The sequence below is a fragment of the Streptomyces sp. NPDC034049 genome (genome assembly GCF_055575575.1).
Genome location: NZ_JBVISJ010000001.1, coordinates 551028 through 573859, shown reverse-complemented (window position 1 = coordinate 573859; position 22832 = coordinate 551028). Strand labels below are relative to the sequence as shown.

Below are 22832 nucleotides of genomic sequence, written 5' to 3'. Positions count from 1 at the left end.
CAGAGGTTTGAGCCCAGACCCTAGTGACCCAATGGTGATCACTTCAAATCCCCCACAGGAAAAATCCCGTCCCAGGGCGCACAATTTACACTCAACACACATGCAGTAGCGCTCGGTTGACGCTACGTTGCGCAACAGTTCGGTCAATTCGGGCATAGCGCCTGTACGTTGCTCTTGGTGCGCTTGGGGTCGAAGGGTCAGGAAAGGCGCTTGAGGAGCACCGCGGAGGCGACCGGCCGGGCTCCCGCCTTGGCGATCCCGTCGGCCACCTCACGGTCGGTGGAGACGACGATGACCGGCCGGCCGGGCGGTTCGGCCCGCACCAGCTGGCGGATCAACTCGTCGGCGGTGACACCCGGTTTGGAGAACAGCACCCGCACCCCGCGCGGCGGCGCGAGCAGCACCGGCGCGGCCAGCTCCGCACCGTCGAAGACACAGGTCACCTCGGCGCCGGTCTGGGCGGCGAGCTGGGAGAGCTGCCCGAGGAGCCGGAGCCGCTGCTTCTCCAGCGGCATCTGCGGATAGCCGGTCTTGGTGACGTTGTAGCCGTCGACGACGAGATGCGCCTGCGGCAGCGCCAGCAACTGGTCCAGGATCGCCGGGTCGTTCTCCGACAGCGCGCGGGCGGCGATGTCCTTCGGCGTCATCCGGCCCGGCTCGACCGCGTCGACGGTCTCGGCGGGCCGCACGGAGACCGGCGGCAGCGCCAGCTCCCGCCTCAGGCCCTGGGCCGCGTCCAGCACGGTGTCCAGCAGCAGCCGTACGCGCATGTCCTCGACGCTGCGGCCCTCACGTGCGGCCCGCCGGGTGGTCTCCAGGGCGGCCTCCGCCTCGCCGAGCCGGGCCTTGAGCCGCCGGGTCTCGCTCTCGGCGGCGGACACCTGGGCGTGGCTCTCGGCGCGCAGGGTCTCCATCTCGGCGTGCAGCTTGCGCAGGGCCGCCTCACCGCGCTTGACGTCGCTGAGGGCGGCCCGGAGCTTGCGGTGCAGCGAGTCGGCGTCCTTCTTGGCCGACTCCAGCTCCGCCCGCAGCCGTTCCGTCTCGGTCTTCGTGTGGCCGCGGGCCTCGGCGAGCTGCTCGCGCAGCCGCTCCAGCTCGGCCCGGCTCTCCTCGTCGGCGCGCTCGGCGTCCGCTCGCAGGGCCTCCTCGCCGGCGGCGGCGACCAGCTTCACCCAGCCCGTGGGGCGCAGCACATAGGCCGCGGCCGCCACGTCCAGCGGATCCGCGGCCGGGGGCGGCGCGCCGGTGTCGAGGGCGCCGGCCAGCTCCGGGTGGGCCTCCCTGAACCGTTCCCCGATCCGCTGTCTGAAGAGCGTGTCGCTCTCCACCGCGGCCGCCATCGCGTTCCCGGCGAACTTCACCCGGCGGTTCGGGGCGAACCGGGCGTACTGTCGCAGCTGGGCGGGCAGTTCGGCGACGGTCAGTCCGCCGAAGCCGTCGGAGACGATCTGCACGACGCGCTTGCGGACGCCCTCGGGCAGCGGACGGTCGAGCACCTCAGCGGCGCCGTCGCCCGGCCCCCCGCCTGAGCTCTCCACCATCCGTCACCCCAATGTCTGTGCGGGTCCCGCTCCCTCAGGAGCCGGCGCCCGGCCTGTCCACGAGTTCCACCTGGTCCACGGCGTTGCACCAGCGGCAGCGGACCGACTCGATGGTCTCACTGACCACGTTGCGCTCCTCGACCTCGGGCTTCCCGGCGAGGTCGAGGTGAACGTACTCGACGACCTTCGACGAGCGAGTCACGTCGAACCGCGTGAGGTTGCCACAGAGCGTGCAGCGCCAGCGGGTGGTGTCCGTCGGCAGGGGAACCGTCATCGTGGCTGCTCTTCCTTCTTCCAGTCTCCGCGAAGCACCGGCCTCCCGGTGCGTGTGGCTCGTAACCCTACGGCCTGACCGGTCCTGGACGCCTGTTCGCCTGCGGTGGCGGCGCGGATTGCCCGTGAGGGCGGGGCCGGCCACCGTCGGCGGCGAGGCGGTCTGTGCGGGTGGGTCCCGTTACGTCATGCTCTGCTCATGATCGGCAAGTGGAGCACCTCGGCCGCCCGGGCCGTACGAAACGAGTCGGCGCCGGTGACGTACGGGCTGATCGCGGTCTGCTGTGCGCTCTTCCTGATCGGACCGGCGGCGGGCCTCAACCCCGTGTACGGCACCGGCGACGAACTGCTCGCCGCGCAGCGGGCGTACTTCCGGCGCTGGGGCGTCGTCCCGGCCGAACTGTTCCACGGCACCCCGCGCGCCGCGCTCACCCCGCTCACGGCGCTCTTCGTCCACGGCAGCTGGCTGCATCTGCTCGGCAACATGCTCTTCCTCTTCGTCTTCGGGGCGATGGCCGAGGAACGCATGGGCCATGTCGAGTTCGCCCTTTTCTACGTGGGCTGCGGCTATCTCGCGCTGGTGGCGTACGCGGCCGCGCACGCCGGGTCACCGCAGTCGCTGGTCGGCGCGTCGGGGGCGATCTCCGCGGTCCTCGGCGCGTTTCTCTTCCTGTTCCCCAGGGCCCGGGTGACGAGTCTGCTGCCCTTCCTCTTCTTTCTGCCGCTGCGGTTCCCCGCGTGGGTGACCCTGCCGTTCTGGGTGAGCCTGCAGTGGCTGGCCGCGGGGCGGCAGACCGCGGGGCCGGGGGTCGCCTATCTGGCGCATCTGGTGGGGTTCGGACTGGGGTTCGTCCACGCGTGGGGGCGCTACGGGCGTGGGACTAGAGTGAAAGCGCCCGTGGATGTTCCGTCGGACGTCCCCGCTCCGGCCCCCGAGGGAGAGAAACAGCCGTGATCACCGCGATCGTGCTCATCAAGACCAGCGTGGACCGGATCCCGGAGATCGCGGAGTCGATCGCCGCGCTCGACTCCGTGAGCGAGGTGTTCTCGGTGACCGGTACCTACGACCTGGTCGCCATGGTCCGGGTGAAGGCCCACGACGACCTGGCCGATGTGATCCCCGGGTCGATCAGCAAGATCCCCGGCGTGCTGGGCACCGACACGCACGTGGCGTTCCGGACGTACTCGCAGCACGACCTGGAGGCCGCGTTCGCCATCGGCCTGGACGGCTGAGCACCCCCGGACCGCGCCGGTCGCCGGCTCGTCCGCCGGCCTTCAGGAACCGAGTTCGACGGCCGCGATGCCGGCGGAGGTGACGGTGTAGAGCCGTCCGGCACCGACGACCGGGCTGCTGCCGTTGCCGTCCTGGGAACCGACGGTGAGCCTCCACAGCCGCTTGCCCTCGCCGTCGATCGCGTGGAGTTCGCTGCCCGAGCGCAGATACAGGACGCCGGCGCGTTCCACCGGGGTGGGCAGGGGCCCGACGGCCGGGTACGTCCACCGGGAGGAGCCGTCGGCGCCGGTCGCCACCAGCATGTCCGCCTGCGCCGCGACGAAGACGTCTCCCACGGAGACCGTGGTCGAGGCGTAGCCGCCGCCCCGGCCGTGGGCGGTCCACGCGCGCCGGCCGTCGCCGTCCACGCCGTACAGGATGTTCCCGTCGTCATTGGTGCTCACGGCGAGCATCTCGAACAGGTAGGCGGGACGGGCGACTTCGCTCTTCAGGTCGGCCTTCCACGTCACGCTGCCGTCCGCGACCGCGAGGGCGTGCAGATGGTCGTCGTACCCGCCCACGTACGCCGTGTCCCCGACGACCAGCGGGGCCACGTCGGGCCCGCCGGGCACAGGCGTCGTCCACACGACGTCGCCGTCGGTGTCGTAGGCCCGCACGCCGCCGGCGCCGACGCCGTCCCCGTACGTGACGAGGACGAGCTCACCCGCGATCACGGGGACCTCGGTGTGGAACCGGTCCCCCTCGCGGGACCATCTCACGTCCCCGTCCGGGCCGAGCGCCCACAGCGTGCCGGGGCTGCTCCCGCCCGGTGAGGTGACGACGTGGACGGTCCCGTCCGGGGCCACGGCCGGCGGGGACATCGGGAGGAACTCGAGCTCCTCGCTCGCGAACGGGGCCGTCCATCGCACCACGCCGTCGTCCGCGGCGAGGGCGTACACGCCCTTGCCCTCGACCGACACATAGAGCGTCTTCCCGTCCGGTGACAGCGCCCCGCAGGGCCCGGACGTATCGACCACCTGCCCGATCCGCGCCCGCCAGGCGAGCGACGCGGGCACCGCCCCGCCCGTCCCGGAAGCGGAGGCTGAGGCACCCCCGCTCTCCTTCCCACCGGTCGGGTCACTCCCCGACCCCGGCTCCCGCAGCCACCACCACCCACCGACGCCGCCGCCCACGGCCGCCACCGTGACGCCCCCGGCGAGGGCCCGCAGCAAGGCCCGCCGCGAGGCCGGAGGGCGATCGGCCACGTCCGCGGCCGGCCCGGGTTCCCCCGCCCGCTCCGGAGCCTGTACGTCCGTCAACGTCAGGGGGGCCACGTACTCGACGCCGCTCTCCCGCTCCCCCGAGTCCCGCCCCGGGAGCCACCGGTGGCCGGACCCGGGGCCGTCGGCGGTGAACCAGCCCGCGCGCATGTCCTGCCGCAGCGAAGCCGTCGTGTGACCGGCGGCCGCGAGGATCTCGGCCGGCGTCGGGCGGTCCGCCGGTTCGGCACGGAGGCAGGACTCGACCAGGGGTCGCACACCCTTCGGCACACCGGACAGGTCGAAGTCGCCGGTGAGGATGCGCATCAGGACGACCGCGTCCTTGCCCTCGCCGAAGGGTTCGCGCCCCGCGGCGGCGTACGCGAGGACGGTGCCGAGGGAGAAGACGTCGCTCGGCGGCCCCACCTCGGCACCGTTGCGGATCTGCTCCGGGGAGACATGCCCGACCGAGCCGACGACGGCGCCGGTGCGGGTCAGGGCCGTCCCCTCCAGCGCCCGTACGATCCCGAAGTCGATGACACGCGGGCCGTCGGCCGCCAGGAGGATGTTGGACGGCTTGAGGTCGCGGTGGACCATGCCCCTGGCGTGGATCGCGACGAGGGCCTCGCCGAGCGCCGCGGCCAGCACCCGGACCGCCCGCTCGGGCAGCGCCCCGCGGTCGAGGACGGCGTCCCGCAGATTGGGTCCGTCGACGAACTCCGTGGCCATCCACGGCCGTTCGGTCTCGGTGTCCGCGTCCACCACCCGGGCGGTGTAGGTCCCGGCCCCGCCGACGGTCTGCGCGGCACGCACCTCGTGCCGGAAGCGGGCCCGGAAGGTCCGGTCCTCCGCGTGCTCGCCGCGGACCACCTTCACCGCCAGCAGTACCCCGGGGCGCGCCTCGGCCAGATACACCTCGCCCATGCCGCCCGCGCCGAGTCTGCCCCGCACCTCGTAAGGGCCGATCCGCCGAGGATCCGTCTCGCGCAGCGCCCGCACCCCGTGCACCCACCGCTCCCCTGTCCACCGTTCGGCTGCCGAGGGGAGCGTATACGCCGGGCAGGCGCCGGGGTCACCCGGCGCGGATCACACGGCCGGGACGCAACGGCCTTCCTCCGTACGGTAGTTCCACTTCGCGCCGTCCCGTACGAGTTCCTTCACCGCGGCCACGAAGCGCTCCACGTGCTCGTCGGGGGTGCCCGCGCCGAAGCTCACCCGGATCGCGTTGAGGGAGCGCTCGCCGGGCGCGGCCTCGGGGGCACCGCACTCGCCCTGGGTCTGCGGGTCGCTGCCGAGGAGGGTGCGGACGAGGGGGTGGGCGCAGAAGAGACCGTCGCGTACGCCGATGCCGTACTCGGCGGAGAGGGCGGCGGCGAAGTGGGAGCTGTTCCAGCCCTCGACGACGAACGAGATGACACCGACCCGCGGGGCGTCGTCCCCGAAGAGCGAGAGGATCCGGACCTCGGGCACCTCGGCGAGCCCGGCGCGCACGGTGTCGATGAGGTGCCGCTCACGCGCGACCAGCGTGTCGAACCCGGCCTCGGTGAGGGCCTTGCAGGCGGAGGCGATGGAGTAGGCGCCGATGACGTTGGGCGAGCCGGCCTCGTGCCGGGCGGCGGTCTCGTGCCACTCGACGTCCACGCCACCGTCGGTGCGCCGGGTCACCTTGCGGGAGGCGCCGCCCCCGGCGAGGTACGGCTCGGCCGTGGCGAGCCAGTCGGCGCGGCCGGCCAGGACGCCCGAGCCGAAGGGCGCGTACAGCTTGTGACCGGAGAAGGCGACCCAGTCCACGTCCAACTCCTGTACGGACAGGGGGTGGTGGGGTGCCAGCTGGGCCGCGTCGAGGACGATCCGCGCGCCGTGCGCGTGCGCGGCGGCGGCCAGCTCACGCACCGGCCAGATCTCGCCGGTGACGTTGGAGGCTCCGGTGACGCACACCAGCGCCGGCCCGTGCGGGTCGCGCTCGGCGAGGGCGGTCTCCAGGGCGGCCACGGCCTCCTGCGGCGAACGCGGCGCGTCCAGGTACGTCACCCGCGCGTCGCGCCAGGGCAGCAGCGAGGCATGGTGCTCGGTCTCGAAGACGAAGACCTGGCAGTCGGCGGGGAGGGCGGCGGCCAGCAGGTTCAGCGAGTCGGTGGTCGACCGGGTGAACACGACCTGGTCGTCGGCCCGGCAGTCGAGGAACTCCGCGACGGTCCGGCGGGCGTTCTCGAAGAGGTCGGTCGACAGCTGGGAGAGGTAGCCGGCGCCACGGTGGACGCTGCCGTAGTAGGGGGCGTAGGCCGCCACGTCGTCCCAGACGCGCTGGAGGGCGGGGGCGCTGGCCGCGTAGTCGAGCGCGGCGTAGGTGACCTCGCCGCCGGTGACGAGCGGGACGGTGACATCCCGGCCCAGAACGGGCAGCGGGGTGCAAATGGACTGGGCGGCGGCAAGGGTGGAGACAGACATGGGGAACTCCCGTGAGGAGGCATGCGGAAAGAAGGCATGCGGAGGAGGAGAAAGCAGAGAAAGGGGTGCGCGGAGGCGGGGCTCGGCGGCCCTATCGCATTCGCTTGCTCACGGAAGACTCCCTCGAAGCCGCGCTTGCCGTAGACCTCGCTGCCTACGGCCCGGTCTTCACCCGGGGCACCCCGCCACGGAAGGAGGGTTGCCGGACAGCCAGCCGGGGCTATGGGCTGTCACTCATGACCTGAACCCGAACGTACGTGAAGTGATCGCCGCGCCGCAACTCGTGTCCGGACTGCGGGATGGGGCGCGTGAGGGGTTGGGGGTGCTTGTTTCGTCGGCGGGTGCGGGTCGGTGGGGGCTTCTCGCGCAGTTCCCCGCGCCCCTAAAAGACCAGGCCCCTGCGGGCCTGAAAAGCGAGGGGGCTGTAGGCCTGAAAGGCGAGGGGGCCGTAGGCCTGAAAGGCGAGGGGGCTGCCGGATGAAAAGCGCGGGGCGCAGCCCCGGCTTTTCAGGGGCGCGGGAAACTGCGCGAGAAGCCCCACCGGAGCCGCACCCGACAACTCACCCGCGCCCACCCGACGGAACTACCGGTTCGTCGCCGCGACCCACCGCTCGAGAACTCCCCGCGCCGCCCCGGAGTCGATCGATTCGGCCGCGCGCTCCATCCCGCCCCGCAACTGCTCCGCCAGCGAGGCGGACGACGGCTCCAACGCCACCAGCGCCGCCGCCGAGTTCAACAGCACCGCGTCCCGCACGGGTCCGGTCTCCCCGCCCAGCAACCGTCGCGCGACATCCGCGTTGAAGGACGCGTCGGCCCCCCGCAGCGCCTCCACCGGCACCAGCTCCAACCCCACGTCACGCGGGTCGAAGCTCTCCTCGGTCACCTTGCCGTCCCGTACGACCCACACGCGCGAGGTCGCCGTGGTGGTCAGCTCGTCCAGCCCGTCGTCGCCGCGGAAGACCAGCGAGGAGTTGCCGCGCTCGGCGAAGACGCCGGCCATGATCGGTGCCATACGGGGATCCGCGACGCCGACCGCCTGGGCCCGTACCTTCGCGGGGTTGGCCAGCGGACCGAGCGCGTTGAAGACGGTCCTGATGCCCAACTGTCCACGCGCGGCGGCCACATGACGCAGCGCCGGATGGAACTTCACCGCGAAGCAGAAGGTGATCCCGGCCTCCTCGGCGACCTCGGCGACCCGCTGCGGCGTCAGCTCCAGATTGACGCCGAGCTTCTCCAGCACATCGGACGCCCCGGACGCCGACGACGCGGCCCGGTTGCCGTGCTTGACGACCTTCGCGCCCGTACCGGCGACGACGATCGACGACATCGTGGAGATGTTGACCGTCTTGGCGCCGTCCCCGCCCGTACCGACGATGTCGACGGTCCTCCCGGACACCTCGATCACCTTGGCGTGCTCGTACAGCGCCTCGACGAGACCGGTGATCTCCTCGACGGTCTCCCCCTTGGCCCGCAGGGCCACCACGAACCCGGCGATCTGCGCGTCCGTCGCCTCGCCGCGCATGATCTGGTCCATCGCCCAGAAGGTGGCACCGGAGTCCTGGTCCTGCCCGGAGAGCAGCGCGTTCAGGACGACGGGCCAGGAACGGCCCGCCGCGGTGTCGCCTCCAGCGGGGGTCACAGCGCTCATAGCCGCTCCTGGGTGTCGTAGCGCGCGAGATGCCGCGCGATCCGCGAGATCAACGATGTTCTCCCACCCTATCCAGGTCGGGGCACGGCGAAGGGCCCCCGTCCGAAGATCGGACGGGGGCCCTTCGACCGTGGTGTGGCGAAGCGAAGCGATCAGTGGTGGCCGTGGCCGCTCGTGATCTCCTTGTACTCCTCGACGGTGGGCTTGGCGATCTGGCTGTCCTCGCCGTAGTAGCCCTTGCTCAGCTTGACGCGGACCTTCTCCAGGCGCGAGACCTTGCGGGCGACACCGTTCTCGTCGACCGCGGGGCCGATCTCGGCCGGCTTGTACTGCTCGTGCGCCGTGAGCGTGTGCAGCTGCTCCTGGCTGAGCGGCTCGTGGACCTCGATGAACTCACCGTGCGGCAGGCGCTTGATGATGCCGGTCTCGCGACCGTGCAGGATCTTGTCCTTGTCCCGGCGCTGCAGGCCGAGGCAGATGCGCTTGGTGACGACGAACGCGACGACCGGGGCCACGAAGAACGCGATCCGGACGAACCAGGTGATCGAGTTGATCGACAGGTGGAAGTGGGTCGCCCAGAGGTCGTTTCCACCACCGATCAGCAGGACCATGTACCAGGTGATCCACGCGACACCGAAGGCCGTACGGGTCGGGGCGTTGCGCGGGCGGTCCAGGATGTGGTGCTCGCGCTTGTCGCCGGTGACCCAGGACTCGATGAACGGGTAGACCGCGATCGCGACCAGGACCAGCGGGAAGATCACCAGCGGGATGAAGACGCCCAGCACGAGCGTGTGACCCCAGAAGTTGATCTCCCAGCCCGGCATGACACGGATCAGACCCTCGGAGAAGCCCATGTACCAGTCGGGCTGTGCGCCGGTGGAGACCTGGTCGGGCCGGTAGGGGCCCATGGTCCAGATCGGGTTGATCGTGGCGATCGCCGAGATGATCGCGATGACGCCGAAGACCAGGAAGAAGAAGCCGCCGGCCTTCGCCATGTACACGGGGAGCAGCGGCATGCCGACGACGTTGTTGTTCGTCTTGCCGGGGCCCGCGTACTGCGTGTGCTTGTGGTAGAAGACCAGGATCAGGTGCGCCACCACCAGGCCGAGCATGATGCCCGGCAGCAGCAGGATGTGGACCGAGTAGAAGCGGGCCACGAAGTCGCCGCCCGGGAACTCTCCGCCGAAGAGGAAGAACGACAGGTACGTGCCGACGATCGGCACGGACAGGACCGCGCCCTCCATGAAGCGGACACCGGTGCCGGAGAGCAGGTCGTCCGGGAGCGAGTAACCGGTGAAGCCGGTGAACATGCCGAGGACGAACAGCAGGAAGCCGAACAGCCAGTTGACCTCACGCGGCTTGCGGAACGCACCCGTGAAGAACACGCGCATCATGTGCACGAACATGCCGGCGAGGAAGACCAACGCGGCCCAGTGGTGGATCTGCCGGATCAGCAGACCACCGCGCACCTCGAAGGAGATGTGCATGGTCGAGTTGAACGCCTCGGACATCAGCTGGCCCTGCAACGGGACGTAGCTGCCGTGGTACTCCACCTCGTTCATCGACGGGTGGAAGAACAACGTCAGGTACACACCCGTGAGGATGATGATGATGAAGCTGTACAGGCAGATCTCACCCAGCATGAACGACCAGTGGTCGGGGAAGATCTTGCGCATGTTGGCCTTGGCCAGGGAGTAGATCCCGAGCCGGCCGTCGGCCCAGTCGGCGACGCGCTCGCCGGCCGGGGCCTTGTCACGCTTGCCGCGTGCGTCGGTGCTGGTCGTAGTGCTCATCCGCGCTCCCAGAAGGCAGGACCGACGGGCTCTTCGAAGTCGCTGACCGCTTCGAGGTAGCCGTCTTCACCGACGGTGATCCTCAGCTGCGGAAGGGCGTGACCCGCGGGGCCGAAGATGACCCGGCCGCCGTCGGCGAGGTCGAAGGTGGACTGGTGGCAGGGGCAGAGCACGTGGTGCGTCTGCTGCTCGTACAGGGAGATCGGGCAACCGACGTGGGTGCAGATCTTCGAGAACGCCACGATGCCCTCGTGGGACCACTCCAGCTCGCGCTTGTCCTTGATGTCGTCCGGCTGGATCCGGACGATCATCAGGGCGTCCTTGGCGATGTTCTTCTGGAAGTCGTGGTCGTGCTCGTCCAGGCCGTCCGGCATGGCGAAGGTCAGCGACCCGACCGCGACGTCCGAGGGGCGCAGCGGCTCGTTGGTGTTCATGTTGACGAGCTTCTTGCCCTTGGCCCAGGTGGTGTGCCGCAGCTTGGTGCCGGGCGCGGGGCCGAGGCCGCCGAGCAGGAAGACACCGGAGAGCGGGAACAGGGTCAGCGCGCCGAACATGGTGTTGCGGATCAGCTTGCGGCGACCGAGCGCGGACTCCTTGGCACCCTGCTTGAAGTCGGCCAGCACCTTGGCCTTGACCTCGGGCGAGGCCTCGATCGGGTGACGCTCGTCGGCGACCTCCACGTCCGACATCAGCGTGCGGGCCCAGTGGACCGCGCCGGCGCCGATGCAGAACAGCGACAGGCCCAGCGTCACGCCCAGCGCGAAGTTCAGCGCGCTGATGTGGCCGATCGGCCAGACGTAGATCGACTTGTCGACGTCGATCACCAGGTACGAGGCGATGAAGGCGACGGTGGCCAGCATCGACACCGTGAACAGCAGGGCGACCGTGCGCTCGGACCGCTTGGCGGCCCGCTCGTCGATGTCCTGGACCCGGTGCTCGTGGGGCGGCAGGCCGGGGTCCGCGAAGGGGTTCTCCTCGTCCGCGACCTTCACCGCGCCGTGCGCGTCCTGCTCGGTGGGCAGGTTCTCTTCTGGAATCTCTTGGCTACTCATGACTTCTTGGCCTTTGCGGTCCGAGCGGCGACCCAGACGGCGACGGCGATCAGCGCGCCGAGCCCGAACACCCAGCCGAAGAGGCCTTCGCTGACCGGGCCGAGCCCGCCGAGGCTGAGGCCACCGGGCTCAACGGTGTCGTCGCTGTTGACCGCGTCGAGGTACGCGATGATGTCCTTCTTGTTCTCCTCCGACAGCGTGGTGTCGGGGAAGGACGGCATGTTCTGCGGGCCCGTCTGCATGGCCTCGTAGATGTGCTTCGGGTCGACACCCTCAAGGGACGGCGCGTACTTGCCCTCGGACAGCGCACCACCCTTGCCGGTGAAGTTGTGGCACTGAGCGCAGTTGGTCCGGAAGAGTTCGCCACCCTCGGCGATGTCCGCGCCCTCGGGGTTGTACTCGTTCTCGGTCGGGATCTCGGGGCCGGCGCCCAGGGAGGAGATGTACGCCGCGAGCTGGTCGATCTCGGCCTGCGAGTAGACGACCGGCTTCTTCGGGATCTGCGCGCCCGGCTGCTGGGCCGGCATACGGCCGGTGCCGACCTGGAAGTCGACCGCCGCCGCGCCCACACCCACCAGGCTGGGACCGTCGGAGGTGCCCTGACCGCCGGTGCCGTGGCAACTCGCGCAGCCGACGGCGTAGAGCTTCTTGCCCTCCTCGATGGTGAGGGTCTGCGCGGTTTCTTCGGCCACCGCCTTGTCCGCGGGCGCGAAGGCGGTGTACAGCCCCGCGCAGGCCGCCAGCGCGATGGTTAGGACGACGAGCGCCGCCAGCGGATGGCGTCGTCGTGCGGAGAGCTTTTTCACGGATTACCCCGGTGTCAGGATCTTCTGCGTCGGTGCTTCTGGAAGGGTCGTTCTCGGTTCGAGGCAGGCGTACGGTCCGCCCGGCCCGGTCGCCCGGTCTACTTGATCATGTAGATCGTGGCGAAGAGGCCGATCCAGACGACGTCGACGAAGTGCCAGTAGTAGGACACGACGATGGCCGCGGTCGCCTGCTCGTGGGTGAACCTCTTGGCCGCGTAGGTGCGTCCGAGGACCAGCAGGAAGGCGATGAGACCGCCCGTCACGTGCAGGCCGTGGAAGCCGGTGGTCAGGTAGAACACCGAGCCGTACGGGTCGGACGAGAGCGACAGGCCCTCGTGCTTGACCAGCTCGGTGTACTCGAAGACCTGACCGCCGATGAAGATCGCACCCATCACGAACGTGACGATGAACCACATCCGGAGCTTCTTCACGTCCCCGCGCTCGGCGGCGAACACACCGAGCTGGCAGGTGAGCGAGGAGAGCACCAGGATCGTGGTGTTCGTCGCCGAGAACGGGAAGTTCAGGGTGCTGGCCTTCTCGTGCCAGAACTCCGGACCGGTCACCGATCGCAGGGTGAAGTACATCGCGAAGAGGGCCGCGAAGAACATCAACTCGGAACTCAACCAGATGATGGTTCCGACGCTGGTGAGGTTCGGCCGGTTGACCGACGGGTGCGCGTGCCCGGTTTCTACTGTCGTTGCTGTCGCCACGACCGACATTATGTCGGTCGCTTATCCCGCCCTCACTCCGGGGGGTGCCGTTCGGAGTGTTGCTGCCTTCCGTACCGGTGCTGACGTGGTGTTCGAGGGAGTAGCATCCGCGCATCGGGCCTGTCCTTAAGACGCTGACGTCACGGAGGAACAATGCAGCCGACCGCCACGGTGCTGGTCTACAGCGACGACTCAGGCACCCGCGAACAAGTTCGGTTGGCGACGGGACGCCGTCCGGCACCGGATGTCCCCCAGGTGGAGTTCGTGGAGTGCGCGACCCCCGCCGCCGTCGTCAAGGAGCTGGACAAGGGCGGGATCGACGTCTGCGTCCTCGACGGCGAGGCCGTGCCCATGGGGGGCATGGGGGTGTGCCGGCAGATCAAGGACGAGATCTTCGAGTGCCCGCCCGCGCTGGTGCTGATCGGACGGCCGCAGGACGCGTGGCTCGCCACGTGGAGCCGGGCGGACGCGGCGGTGACCCTGCCGGTGGAGCCGGTGGAGTTCGCGGCGGCCCTGGCCTCCCTGCTCCGCAGCAGGCGGGCGCTGAGCGCCTAGCTAAACGGACTCCGGCCTCAGGCGCGCCTGCACCTGGGGCCCGGGGACCTCCTGGGTGCCGCCCACCAGGGCGCTGCCCTCGCGCCAGTTCTTCCAGTCGAGGTTCCAGTCGCCGTAGCCGTTGCCGAAGGGGGCCATGGTGTCGCCGGCCGAGTTGACGACCTCGACGATGTCGCCCTCGTTGATGGTGTCGTAGAACCACTGGGCGTTGGCCATGCTCATGCCGGTGCAGCCGTGGCTGACGTTGGCGTAACCCTGGGAGCCGGTGGACCAGGGGGCGGCGTGGACGTACTCGCCGCTGTTGGTGACCCTGACGGAGTGGTGCACGGTCAGGTCGTAGAAGTCCGACGCGCCTATGCTGGCGCTGGTCATGCGAACGGTGCCTTCCTTGGCCAGCACCACTTTGACCCCGTTGCGGGTGTCGTAGCCGGGCATGCCGGTGGTGACGGGTATCTGCTTGATCACCTCGTCGTTCTTGTAGACGGTCATCCGGTGCGCGGCGGCGTCCGTGACGGCGACTATCTTGGCGCCGGTCGTCAGCTCGATGGGCTCGGCCTTCCCGCCCCAGAGCCGGTCGCCTATCTTGAGGCCCTCCAGGTTGCTGTGCACCCGGACGGTGGCCTCGGCGGGCCAGTACTCCTTGGGCCGGTAGTGCAGCTTCTTGTCGTCCACCCAGTGCCAGGCGCCCTCCGCGGCGGGGGTGGAGTCCACCTTGAGCGCCCGTTCGACGACGGCCCGGGCGGCCTTGTCCTTGACCGGCCGGCTGAGCTCGGCGGTGACGGGCTGGCCGACGCCGTACCTGCCCTCCTTCGGTCCGAAGGTGACGTTCAGGCGCTTCTTGGTGAGCGGGCGGCCTGTGTCGAAGGCGACGGTCTCGCGGCCGGGGGCGCCGTCCTCGTCCTCGGTGCTCACGTGGACCGTGTAGCGGGCGTTGGCGGCGAGGGGTGAGGTGGAGTGCCAGCGATCCCCGTCGGCGGAGAGTTCGCCCGCCACATAGCGTCCTGCGGCGTCCACGGCGGTGACGTCGGTGATGCGTCCGTCGTCCTCGGCGGTGACTTCCAGCGGCTTGTCCGGGTCGGCCTTCTCGCCGTCGCCGGTGGGGGTGTTGAAGGAGACGTGGTCGGCCGCGTCGTAGGGCGTGCCCGAGAGGGGGTGGCCGCCGGACCCGCAGGCGGCGACGCCCGCTCCCAGGGAGACCACCAGCAGGGTGCAGCCGACGACTATGCGGTTACGGGGTGATGTGCTCATGGGTTCAACGTAGGAACGGCGGTCGTGCGCGGCGCGCCGGGTGACCCGTGTGGGCTACGTACGCCATGGCGAAAGGGGGAAGCCCGGACCTCCTGTCGGAGTGTCCGGGCTTCCGTGCGCGCGGTGCGTGCTAGGGGCGCGTGCTACTGGTTCTGGTTCTCGCCGCGGTAGTACTCGAAGACCCAGCCCCACAGACCGATCAGGATGATCGGGGTGGAGAAGTACAGCAGCCACCAGCCGAAGACGACGCCCATGAAGGCGAGCGCGCCACCCACGCCGAGGGCGAGGGGCTGCCAGCTGTGCGGGCTGAAGAAGCCCAGCTCACCGGCGTCGTCCGCGACGTCGGCCTCCTTGTCGTCCTGCGCGCCCACGTCGACCCGCCGGGCCGTGAAGGCCAGGTAGTAGCCGACCATGATGCACAGGCCGAAGGCCAGGAAGAGCGCCGTGGTGCCGGCCGGCTCCTTCGACCACACGCCATAGACGATCGCCATGGCGAGGACGAAGACGCTCAGCCAGATGAACATCTTGCCTTGGACCTTCACTTGCCGGCCTCCTTGCCGCTGGCAGCGAGCTCGCCTGCCGCCGGGCCGCCGTGCGCGAGCTGCTCGAGCGCGGCGATCTCCGGGTGGTGCAGGTCGAACGCCGGGGATTCACTGCGGATCCGCGGCAGGGTGAGGAAGTTGTGCCGCGGCGGCGGGCAGGAGGTCGCCCACTCCAGGGAGCGGCCGTAGCCCCACGGGTCGTCGACGCCGACGGGCTTGCCGTACTTGGCGGTCTTCCAGACGTTGTAGAGGAACGGCAGGATCGACAGACCGAGCACGAACGAGGCGATCGTGGAGATCGTGTTCAGCGCGGTGAATCCGTCGGCCGCGAGGTAGTCCGCGTACCGGCGCGGCATGCCCTCGGCGCCCAGCCAGTGCTGGACGAGGAAGGTGCCGTGGAAGCCGATGAACAGCGTCCAGAAGGTGATCTTGCCGAGGCGCTCGTCGAGCATCTTGCCCGTCATCTTCGGCCACCAGAAGTGGAAGCCGGAGAACATCGCGAACACCACGGTGCCGAAGACGACGTAGTGGAAGTGCGCCACCACGAAGTACGAGTCGGAGACGTGGAAGTCCATCGGGGGCGAGGCCAGGATGACACCCGTCAGACCACCGAAGGTGAAGGTGATCAGGAAGCCGGTGGCCCAGAGCATCGGTGTCTCGAAGGACAGCGAGCCCTTCCACATCGTGCCGATCCAGTTGAAGAACTTCACACCGGTCGGTACGGCGATGAGGAACGTCATGAAGGAGAAGAACGGCAGCAGCACACCGCCGGTGACGTACATGTGGTGCGCCCACACCGTCACGGAGAGGCCGGCGATCGCGATGGTCGCGCCGATCAGGCCCATGTAACCGAACATCGGCTTGCGGGAGAAGACCGGGATGACCTCGGAGATGATGCCGAAGAACGGTAGCGCGATGATGTACACCTCTGGATGGCCGAAGAACCAGAAGAGGTGTTGCCAGAGCAGGGCGCCGCCGTTGGCCGCGTCGAAGACGTGCGCACCGAACTTGCGGTCCGCCTCCAGGGCGAACAGCGCGGCCGCGAGGACCGGGAAGGCGAGCAGGACCAGGACACCGGTCAGCAGCACGTTCCAGGTGAAGATCGGCATGCGGAACATCGTCATGCCGGGCGCGCGCATGCAGATGATCGTGGTGATGAAGTTGACCGAGCCGAGGATCGTGCCGAAGCCGGAGAAGGCCAGACCCATGATCCACATGTCGGCGCCGATGCCCGGGCTGCGGACCGCGTCCGACAGCGGGCTGTAGGCGAACCAGCCGAAGTCGGCCGCGCCCTGCGGGGTGAGGAAGCCACCGACCGCGATCAGCGAGCCGAAGAGGTACAGCCAGTACGCGAACATGTTCAGCCGCGGGAACGCCACGTCGGGCGCGCCGATCTGCAGCGGCATGATCCAGTTGGCGAATCCGGCGAACAGCGGCGTCGCGAACATCAGCAGCATGATCGTGCCGTGCATCGTGAACGCCTGGTTGAACTGCTCGTTCGACATGATCTGCGTACCCGGGCGGGCGAGCTCGGCGCGCATCAAGAGCGCCATGACGCCGCCGATGCAGAAGAACGCGAACGACGTGACCAGGTAGAGCGTGCCGATCGTCTTGTGGTCGGTGGTCGTCAGCCACTTGACGATCACCTCACCACGCCGCTGGCGCCGGACGGGCAGCTCGTCCTGGTAATGGGACCCAGCTGCCTCGGCACCCTGAGGTTCGTTGAGGATGCTCACAGTACGTTCGACTCCCGGTTCTTCTCGTGCTGCGTCTGCTCGATACCGGCCGGGACGTAACCGGTCTGTCCCTTCTCCACGAGCGACTTGAGGTGCTCCTCGTAGCGCTCCTGGGAGACGACCTTCACGTTGAAGAGCATCCGCGAGTGGTCCACGCCGCAGAGTTCGGCGCACTTGCCCAGGAAGGTGCCCTCCTGGTTGGGGGTCACCTGGAAGGCGTTGGTGTGGCCCGGGATGACGTCCTGCTTCATCAGGAACGGCACCACCCAGAAGGAGTGGATGACGTCACGCGAGGTGAGGACGAAGCGGACCGTCTTGCCCTCGGGGAGCCAGAGGGTGGGGCCGGGGTTGCCGGTCTGCGGGTTCTTGTCACCAGGGATGCCGCAGGTGTAGACGCCGCCGGCGTTCGCCGGGAAGTCCTTCTTGTACCGGTCCGGGATCGCGGCCAGGTTCTCGTCGGTGGCCGCGTCGCCGGTGGAGCCTTCGACGTTCTCGATGTAGTTGAAGCACCAGCTCCACTGGAAGCCGACCACGTTGACCGTGAGGTCGGGCTTCTTCGACGTGTCGAGAAGCTTCGACTCGTCGCGGGCGGTGAAGTAGAAGAGCACCGAGACGATGATCAGCGGGACGACCGTGTACAGCGCCTCGATGGGCATGTTGTACCGGGTCTGTGGGGGAACTTCGACCTTGGTGCGGCTGCGCCGGTGGAAGAAAGCACTCCACAGGATCAGGCCCCACACCAGCACGCCCGTGGCGAGCGCGGCCGCCCACGACCCCTGCCACAGGGAGAGGATCCGCGGAGCCTCTTCCGTGGTCGGGGTGGGCATACCCAGGCGGGGGAAGTCCTCCCATGTGCAACCGGTGGCGGTCGCCAGGACCAGGCCTGCGGTCATTGCCTGCAGCAGCTTCCGCCGCATCGGGCGCCGCGGCGAGCGGTCGGAGCCGTTGGGACTCACGTAGCGCCTTCCCGAGAGTCTCGCCCGCGCGGTATGGCTGCGGCCTTCTCGCTGGTCGGTCGCCGCCCTGCGACGGGCAGGGGTTTGGATGTTTATGCGGACCAAACCCTACTGGACGCGTTTTGGGGTCGCGCGGGGAGGGGGGGCCAACTCGCCGGGGGTCACGCCGGGCGCCTAATAGCTCGGGGGTTCGGGTGATTTGGCGGGTGCGCGCGCGTTGTGGCCGTTCGCGCAGTTCCCCGTGCCCCTGTGTCCTCGGCCCGAGGCTTTAGCGTTGACCCGTGGCCTACTTCGACTCCGCTTCCTCCGCTCCCCTTCATCCCGTCGCGCGGCAGGCGCTGATGGCTTCGCTGGACGAAGGGTGGGCCGATCCCGCGCGGTTGTACCGGGAGGGGCGGCGGGCGCGGCTGCTGCTGGACGCGGCCCGGGAGGCCGCCGCCGAGGCGGTCGGGTGCCGGGTGGACGAGTTGGTCTTCACCTCGTCGGGGACGCGGGCCGTGCACACCGGGATCGCGGGGGTGCTGGCCGGCCGGCGGCGGGTGGGGCGCCACCTGATCGTGTCGTCCGTCGAACACTCTTCGGCGCTGCACGCGGCGGACGCGCACGAGACCGCGGGCGGGACGGTCACCCAAGTGGCGGTCGACCGCACCGGGTCGGTCGCGCCGTCCGGCTACGCCGAGGCCCTGCGCCCCGACACCGCGCTCGCCTGCCTCCAGTCCGCCAACCACGAGGTGGGGACCGAGCAGCCGGTGGCCGAGGTGGCGGCCGTATGCCGGGAGGCCGGGGTGCCGCTGCTGGTGGACGCGGCGCAGTCGCTCGGCTGGGGGCGGGTGAACGGGGACTGGTCGGTGTTGACCGCCAGTGCCCACAAATGGGGCGGGCCGTCCGGCGTCGGACTGCTCGTGGTCCGCAAGGGAGTGCGGTTCGCGGCGCAAGGGCCCGCCGACGAGCGGGAGTCGGGGCGCGCCGCCGGCTTCGAGAACATCCCGGCGATCGTGGCGGCCGCCGCCTCGCTGCGGGCCGTACGGGCGGAGGCCGCCGAGGAGGCCGTACGGCTGCGGGAGTTGACCGAGCGGATCCGGGCTCGGGTGCCGGCGCTGGTGCCGGACGTGGAGGTGGTGGGTGACCCGGAGCGCCGGCTGCCCGGAGTGGTCACCTTCTCCTGTCTCTATGTCGACGGGGAGACATTGCTCCACGAACTGGACCGCGAGGGCTTCTCCGTCTCCTCCGGGTCCTCCTGTACGAGCAGCACGCTGACGCCGAGCCATGTGCTGCGGGCGATGGGGGTGCTGAGCGAGGGGAACGTCCGGGTGTCGCTGCCGGCGGGGGCGGCGGCCGAGGACGTCGAGCGGTTCCTGTCCGTGCTGCCGGGGGCGGTCGCGGCGGTCCGGGAGAAGCTGGGGGCGCCGGTGAGCACCACCGTGTCGGCCGTGCGGGAGGACACCCTCGTGGTGGACGCGCTCGGCAGGCGGTGCCCGATCCCCGTCATCGAGCTGGCCAAGGTGATCGGGGACGTCCCGGTCGGCGGCACCGTCCGCGTCCTCTCGGACGACGAGGCGGCCCGCCTGGACATCCCTGCGTGGTGCGAGATGCGGGGCCAGGAGTACGTGGGGGAAGAGCCGGTGGAACGGGGTTCGGCGTATGTGGTGCGTCGGGTGAGCTAGCGGACGACGCGCCCCTGAGGTGAGGCCTTCGGCCTCACCTCAGGGGCGCGGGGAACTGCGCGACCAGCCACGTCGAACCCGCATCCGGCAACGCACCGAACCCGGCGGACGAGTGGTCGCGGCGCGTCAACCGCCGAGGTGCTTCTTCACTTCCGCCGCCGCCTCGTCCCCGTACGCCTTCTCGAACCGGTCCATGAAGTGCGCCCGCCGCAGCTGGTACTCCTGCGTCCCCACCGTCTCGATCACGAGGGTGGCGAGCATGCAGCCGACCTGCGCCGCCCGCTCCAGCGGGACACCCCAGGCCAGCCCGGAGAGGAAGCCCGCGCGGAACGCGTCGCCGACGCCCGTGGGCTCGGCCTTGCGCTCCTCCTCGGGGCAGCCGACCTCGATGGGGTCCTCGCCGGCCCGCTCGACGCGGACGCCGCGCGAGCCCAGCGTGGTCACGCGGTGGCCCACCTTCGCGAGGATCTCCTCGTCCGACCAGCCGGTCTTGGACTCGATGAGGCCCTTCTCGTACTCGTTGGAGAAGAGGTACGTGGCGCCGTCCAGCAGTATCCGGATCTCGTCGCCGTCCATGCGGGCGATCTGCTGGGAGAAGTCCGCCGCGAACGGGATGTTCCGGGAGCGGCACTCCTCGGTGTGGCGGAGCATCGCCTCCGGGTCGTCCGCGCCGATGAGGACGAGGTCGAGGCCGCCGACCCGGTCGGCGACCGTCTTCAGCTCGATGAGGCGGGCCTCGCTCATCGCACCGGTGTAGAAGGAGCCGATCTGGTTGTGGTCGGCGTCCGTGGTGCAGACGAAGCGGGCCGTGTGCAGCGTCTCGGAGATGCGCACGGAGGCGGTGTCCACCCCGTGCCGGTCGAGCCACGCGCGGTACTCGTCGAAGTCGGCACCGGCGGCGCCCACCAGGATCGGCCGCGTGCCGAGCTGCCCCATGCCGAACGCGATGTTGGCGCCGACACCGCCTCGGCGTACGTCGAGCTGGTCGACGAGGAAGGAGAGGGAGACCGTGTGCAGCTGGTCCGCGACGAGTTGGTCGGCGAAGCGGCCCGGGAAGGTCATCAGATGGTCGGTGGCGATGGAGCCGGAGACTGCGATACGCACGGCGAGGACACACTCCTGCGAAGGGAGGGGGATTGACAGTTCACGCTACCGGGTCGCCCGCACACGCTGAAGCAGGCGAAACTACCCGATAGTAGGTCTTTCTTCGTGGGGTTTCCGGTGCGTACGGTGCCGTTATGACGAACCCCAAGATCCACGGCACCGTCCCGTTCGACCCGGACGGCGGCCTCGCGGCGCTGCGTGGCGACTGCGCCCGCATGGTTCCGCACTGGGCGGCCCCCGCGAAGGTCATTACGGCTCCGGTGTCTCCTTCGCTCATTCACGGGGTGACGGTGCCTGCGACGTCCGCGCGGCTGGTGGACGCGATGCCGGAGTACGGCGACTGAGGGAACCGTCGGCTCCTCCGCCGCGTCCCATCGCTGTCCCCCGTATAGGGGAGGCGGCGTACGACGTGCCGAAGGAGCGATGCGGTGAACCCCGAGCGACCCGACACCCCCGAGAACCCGGACGAGGGCCCCGAGCCCGAGGCCGCCGAGGAGTTCGGGGCTGCCGGGGACGACGTCACCGAGGCGGACGGGCCCGATGCGGCCGACGTCACCGAGGCGAACGGGACCGATGAGGCCGAAGGGACCGATGAGGCCGCGGTGACGGCTGACTCCGAGGCCGCGCCCGCGCCCCCGCCTGCGCCTGCACCTGCACCTGCACCTGCACCTGCGGCGAGTGACGGGGTCGACCATGGCGAAGCCGCCGACGGCGACGGCGGTGACCCCGGTGGTGGCGCCGAGGTCGTGGCCGGTGGCGGTGCCGAGCGGCCGGGCCGGCGGCGCTCCCGGGTGGTCGTCGCGTCCGTGGCCGCCGCCGTGCTGGTGGTCGGGGGTGGCGGGGCGCTGCTCGCCTCGTCCTCGTCCGGTGGGTCCGGCGGGGCCGGCGGCGGATCCGGCTCGCCCGGCGGTGACGGCACTCCCCCGCCGCTCGCGCTCGACGGGTACCCCGGCGGTGGTTCGAACGGCATCGCGCCCGGTGAACCCGACCCCCACGGGGTGACGTACCGCGCGGACGGCGAGCTGCCCGACGGCCCCGGCTCCGCCGCGGTCCACACGGTCCGGGGCGACGTCACGGCAACGGAGGTCGCCCGGCTGGCGAAGGCGCTCGGCATCGAGGGCGCGCCGACCGCCGAGGGCGAGACCTGGCAGGTCGGGGCGGCCGGGGACGGTTCGGGTCCGGTGCTGCGGGTGAACAGGCAGGCGCCCGGGAGCTGGACGTTCAACCGGTACACGCCCGTCACCGACAACTGCCAGAAGGTCGACGTCTGCACGTCGGGCACCGCCGAGAGCGGGGACCCGGTGAGCGAGGCGGTCGCCAGGAAGGCGGCGGCACCCGTCCTCAAGGCCGTCGGCCAGGACGACGCCAAGCTCGACGCCGGTCAGCTCATGGGCGCCGTACGCGTCGTGAACGCCGATCCCGAGGTGGGCGGACTGCCCACGTACGGCTGGTCGACCGGCATCCAGGTCGGCGCCGACGGCCGGGTGGTCGGCGGCAGCGGCAACCTGAAGTCGCCGGTGAAGAGCGACACGTACCCCGTCGTCGACGCGGAACGGGCGCTGGAGCTGATGAACGGCTCGGGCCAGGGTGTCGGCACCGAACGCGGCGGCATCGGCGGCTGCACCGGTCCCGTACCGCTGGCGGGCGAGAACGGCACGGCCGGCGAGAACGGGACGGCCGGGGAGAACGGGACGGTCGTGGACAGCGGGACGGTCGTGGCGGACGAGACGCCGTGCGAGCGGATGACCGGGTCGCCCGAGCGGGAGACGATCACCGTCGAGGGCGCGGTGTTCGGGCTCGCGTCGCATCCGGTGGCCGGCCGCCCGGCGCTGGTGCCGTCGTGGATGTTCGAGGTGCGGCCCACGGGCGGCGGCGACAGCTACACGGTGACGCATCCGGCGGTCGACCCGGCGTTCCTGGCCGCCCCCGAGCCCCGCTCGGAGCCGACCGAGCGGCCCGGCGGGCCCGGTGACACCCCGCCGACCGGTCCGTCCTCGCACGAGGTGGAGGTGCAGGGCTACACGGTCGACGGGGACGAGCTGACCGTGTCCTTCTGGGGCGGCGTGTGCAGTGACTACTCGGCCTCGGTGAGCGAGAAGTCGGGCGAGGTGAAGGTGACCGTGACCGACACCCCGTGGGAGGGCAAGGTCTGCATCATGATCGCCAAGGTGGTGGAGCGGACGGTGACGCTGGACGAGCCGCTGGGCGACCGGAAGGTGGTCGGGTCGGACGGCAAGGCGATCCCGGAGGGCGGCATCGCGGAGCTGAAGCCCCGGTAGGGCAG

At 70.2% G+C, this 22832-nt stretch carries 20 protein-coding genes and 1 riboswitch; of the genes, 6 read left to right on the top strand and 14 right to left on the bottom strand.

Annotated elements, in window-relative coordinates; genetic code table 11:
• Positions 1 to 197 precede the first annotated feature (197 nt).
• Together ACZ52C_RS02530 and ACZ52C_RS02525 are read right to left on the bottom strand one after the other, a co-directional pair.
• Positions 198 to 1541, bottom strand: coding sequence for an NYN domain-containing protein (locus ACZ52C_RS02530; RefSeq protein ID WP_469073029.1), 1344 nt, complete (start codon positions 1539 to 1541; stop codon positions 198 to 200).
• Between the two features lie 34 nt (positions 1542 to 1575).
• The gene (locus tag ACZ52C_RS02525) at positions 1576 to 1815 is read right to left on the bottom strand and encodes a hypothetical protein (protein WP_033528168.1); all 240 of its coding nucleotides are present in this window, start codon (positions 1813 to 1815) and stop codon (positions 1576 to 1578) included.
• Positions 1816 to 2013: 198 nt separating this feature from the next.
• Here ACZ52C_RS02525 and ACZ52C_RS02520 point away from each other — a divergent pair, with 198 nt between their 5' ends.
• Positions 2014 to 2769: a rhomboid family intramembrane serine protease gene (locus ACZ52C_RS02520; RefSeq protein ID WP_469073028.1), complete on the top strand. Its 756-nt coding sequence runs from the start codon at positions 2014 to 2016 to the stop codon at positions 2767 to 2769.
• Positions 2766 to 3047, top strand: coding sequence for an Lrp/AsnC family transcriptional regulator (locus ACZ52C_RS02515; RefSeq protein ID WP_045555364.1), 282 nt, complete (start codon positions 2766 to 2768; stop codon positions 3045 to 3047). The genes ACZ52C_RS02520 and ACZ52C_RS02515 overlap by 4 nt, the downstream gene beginning before the upstream one ends.
• 42 nt (positions 3048 to 3089) lie before the next feature.
• Here the strand turns inward: ACZ52C_RS02515 and ACZ52C_RS02510 are convergent, their stop codons facing one another.
• The 7 genes from ACZ52C_RS02510 to ctaE form a co-directional block, all read right to left on the bottom strand.
• Positions 3090 to 5294: a protein kinase domain-containing protein gene (locus ACZ52C_RS02510; RefSeq protein ID WP_469073027.1), complete on the bottom strand. Its 2205-nt coding sequence runs from the start codon at positions 5292 to 5294 to the stop codon at positions 3090 to 3092.
• A 78-nt stretch (positions 5295 to 5372) separates the two neighbouring features.
• Positions 5373 to 6734 (bottom strand): aminotransferase class V-fold PLP-dependent enzyme, encoded by a 1362-nt coding sequence (locus tag ACZ52C_RS02505; RefSeq protein ID WP_469073026.1) that lies wholly within the window; start codon positions 6732 to 6734, stop codon positions 5373 to 5375.
• A 126-nt stretch (positions 6735 to 6860) separates the two neighbouring features.
• Positions 6861 to 6976: riboswitch (SAM riboswitch) on the bottom strand.
• A 341-nt stretch (positions 6977 to 7317) separates the two neighbouring features.
• A complete protein-coding gene (trpD, locus tag ACZ52C_RS02500; protein ID WP_469073025.1) occupies positions 7318 to 8382 on the bottom strand; it encodes an anthranilate phosphoribosyltransferase in 1065 nt (354 codons plus the stop codon).
• 152 nt (positions 8383 to 8534) lie between these two features.
• A complete protein-coding gene (gene qcrB / locus ACZ52C_RS02495) occupies positions 8535 to 10175 on the bottom strand; it encodes a cytochrome bc1 complex cytochrome b subunit (RefSeq protein WP_469073024.1) in 1641 nt (546 codons plus the stop codon).
• Complete coding sequence (gene qcrA, locus ACZ52C_RS02490; RefSeq protein WP_469073023.1) at positions 10172 to 11227, bottom strand: cytochrome bc1 complex Rieske iron-sulfur subunit; 1056 nt, start codon at positions 11225 to 11227, stop codon at positions 10172 to 10174. Before qcrA ends, qcrB begins: the two co-directional genes overlap by 4 nt.
• The gene (qcrC, locus tag ACZ52C_RS02485) at positions 11224 to 12033 is read right to left on the bottom strand and encodes a cytochrome bc1 complex diheme cytochrome c subunit (RefSeq protein WP_060884990.1); all 810 of its coding nucleotides are present in this window, start codon (positions 12031 to 12033) and stop codon (positions 11224 to 11226) included. The genes qcrA and qcrC overlap by 4 nt, the downstream gene beginning before the upstream one ends.
• A 98-nt stretch (positions 12034 to 12131) precedes the next feature.
• Positions 12132 to 12752, bottom strand: a complete 621-nt coding sequence (gene ctaE, locus ACZ52C_RS02480; protein ID WP_037727920.1) for an aa3-type cytochrome oxidase subunit III — start codon at positions 12750 to 12752, stop codon at positions 12132 to 12134.
• Positions 12753 to 12896: 144 nt separating this feature from the next.
• Between ctaE and ACZ52C_RS02475 the strand changes: the two genes are divergently transcribed.
• Positions 12897 to 13298: a response regulator gene (locus ACZ52C_RS02475; protein WP_469073022.1), complete on the top strand. Its 402-nt coding sequence runs from the start codon at positions 12897 to 12899 to the stop codon at positions 13296 to 13298.
• On the opposite strand, the gene ACZ52C_RS02470 is transcribed toward ACZ52C_RS02475, so the two are convergent.
• From ACZ52C_RS02470 to ctaC, 4 genes are all read right to left on the bottom strand, one after another.
• Positions 13299 to 14546, bottom strand: coding sequence for a L,D-transpeptidase (locus ACZ52C_RS02470; protein ID WP_469073021.1), 1248 nt, complete (start codon positions 14544 to 14546; stop codon positions 13299 to 13301).
• 143 nt (positions 14547 to 14689) lie between these two features.
• Positions 14690 to 15088, bottom strand: coding sequence for a cytochrome c oxidase subunit 4 (locus ACZ52C_RS02465; protein WP_033528182.1), 399 nt, complete (start codon positions 15086 to 15088; stop codon positions 14690 to 14692).
• Positions 15085 to 16824 carry an aa3-type cytochrome oxidase subunit I gene (ctaD, locus tag ACZ52C_RS02460; RefSeq protein ID WP_469073020.1) on the bottom strand — a complete coding sequence of 580 codons (1740 nt, stop codon included), beginning with the start codon at positions 16822 to 16824 and terminating at the stop codon, positions 15085 to 15087. Before ctaD ends, ACZ52C_RS02465 begins: the two co-directional genes overlap by 4 nt.
• Positions 16821 to 17780: an aa3-type cytochrome oxidase subunit II gene (ctaC, locus tag ACZ52C_RS02455; protein ID WP_086797529.1), complete on the bottom strand. Its 960-nt coding sequence runs from the start codon at positions 17778 to 17780 to the stop codon at positions 16821 to 16823. Before ctaC ends, ctaD begins: the two co-directional genes overlap by 4 nt.
• Positions 17781 to 18061: 281 nt before the next feature.
• Between ctaC and ACZ52C_RS02450 the strand changes: the two genes are divergently transcribed.
• Positions 18062 to 19444 carry an aminotransferase class V-fold PLP-dependent enzyme gene (locus ACZ52C_RS02450; protein WP_469073019.1) on the top strand — a complete coding sequence of 461 codons (1383 nt, stop codon included), beginning with the start codon at positions 18062 to 18064 and terminating at the stop codon, positions 19442 to 19444.
• A gap of 126 nt (positions 19445 to 19570) precedes the next feature.
• Here ACZ52C_RS02450 and ACZ52C_RS02445 read toward each other — a convergent pair whose 3' ends face one another.
• Positions 19571 to 20548, bottom strand: coding sequence for a carbohydrate kinase family protein (locus ACZ52C_RS02445; RefSeq protein WP_469073018.1), 978 nt, complete (start codon positions 20546 to 20548; stop codon positions 19571 to 19573).
• A gap of 134 nt (positions 20549 to 20682) precedes the next feature.
• On the opposite strand from ACZ52C_RS02445, the gene ACZ52C_RS02440 reads away from it, so the two are divergent.
• Complete coding sequence (locus ACZ52C_RS02440) at positions 20683 to 20892, top strand: hypothetical protein (RefSeq protein ID WP_033528187.1); 210 nt, start codon at positions 20683 to 20685, stop codon at positions 20890 to 20892.
• Between the two features lie 84 nt (positions 20893 to 20976).
• Positions 20977 to 22827, top strand: coding sequence for a hypothetical protein (locus tag ACZ52C_RS02435; RefSeq protein WP_469073017.1), 1851 nt, complete (start codon positions 20977 to 20979; stop codon positions 22825 to 22827).
• The last annotated feature ends 5 nt before the right edge of the window (positions 22828 to 22832 follow it).